The 1,197-nt window shown below is 63.5% G+C and carries 1 protein-coding gene and 1 pseudogene; both read left to right on the forward strand.

Features of this window, described 5'->3' with window-relative positions:
- Positions 1 to 316 (forward strand): ATP-binding cassette domain-containing protein (locus ABYW26_RS14605; protein ID WP_372605645.1); only part of this gene is annotated, 316 nt, incomplete at its 5' end.
- 2 nt (positions 317 to 318) lie between these two features.
- Positions 319 to 1,062, forward strand: a pseudogene (locus ABYW26_RS14610) (branched-chain amino acid ABC transporter permease); the annotation flags it as partial.
- Positions 1,063 to 1,197: the final 135 nt, after the last annotated feature.

Here is a 1,197-nt window from a genome sequence, read left to right on the forward strand (position 1 = left end):
GTCGGGCGGGCAGAAACAGATGCTGTCGATTGCCCGCGCCATGGCTGAGGAACGCCAGCTTTACCTGATTGACGAGCCGACCAAGGGTCTGGCCCCGGCGATTGTCTCGACCATGGCGGGCGCGTTGCGTGATCTGAAAAATCAGGGCGCGTCGATCCTGCTGGTCGAACAGAATTTCTCGGTTGCCAAGGCGCTGGGTGACCGCGCTGCAGTGATGGACGATGGCCGGATCATCTGGACCGGCGCTATGGCAGAACTGGCCTCGGACCCGCAGTTGCAGGAACGGCTGATGGGCCTGAGCATGGAGGCCCATTGAACATGAGTGCTGCACCCGATCATACCCCGACCTTTGCCCGGCTGTCGCTGACCGACCGCATCGCGCAATCGGCGCCATTGTTACTGGTGCCTGTGCTGGTGGTGGTGGGGTTCCTGTCTATCGGATCAAGCTCAAGCTGGCTGACACTGACGGTGTCCGGTCTGGCGATGGGCATGATGATCTTTATCATGGCCTCAGGCCTGACGCTGGTTTTCGGCCTGATGGATGTCATCAACTTCGGCCACGGCGCGTTCATCTCGGTCGGCGCCTTCATCGGCATCACGGTGCTGATCGCGCTGGGCAGCTGGACCGGCGTGCCATCGCTGTCGCTGAACATCGCGGCGATCGTGCTGGCGGTGATCGCGGCGATGTGCGTGACCGGCCTGCTGGGCTGGGGGTTTGAACGGGTGATCGTGCGCCCGGTCTATGGCGCGCATCTGAAACAGATCCTTGTCACCGTCGGCGGGCTGATCGTGATCGAGCAACTGATCCATGTGATCTGGGGCCCGGACCCGATTTTCATCACCCGCCCCGAGACCCTGAAGGGCGCGGTGACCTTTGCCGGTGCCGCGATCGAGAAATACCGGATTTTGGCGGTGGTGTTCGGCGTTGCGCTGTTCATCGCCATGCGGCTGGTGCTGAAGCGCACCAAGATCGGCCTGATCGTCCGCGCCGGTGTGCAGAATGGCGAGATGGTCGAGGCGCTGGGCTATCGCCTGCGGCTGGTGTTTCTCGGCGTGTTCATCGAGCTCCTGTACGAGACGGCGCCCATCGCGATCACGGCGCGACGTTGAGGCGGCCATCCTGGCCGGCATCCGCGGTGCGCCGGGCTTCCGGCCCGGCAATACCGGAATCACGGGCAGGATGCCCGTCCCACGTCA

Origin of the sequence: Actibacterium sp. (assembly GCF_041584535.1) — a bacterium.
Taxonomy (GTDB): domain Bacteria; phylum Pseudomonadota; class Alphaproteobacteria; order Rhodobacterales; family Rhodobacteraceae; genus Actibacterium_D.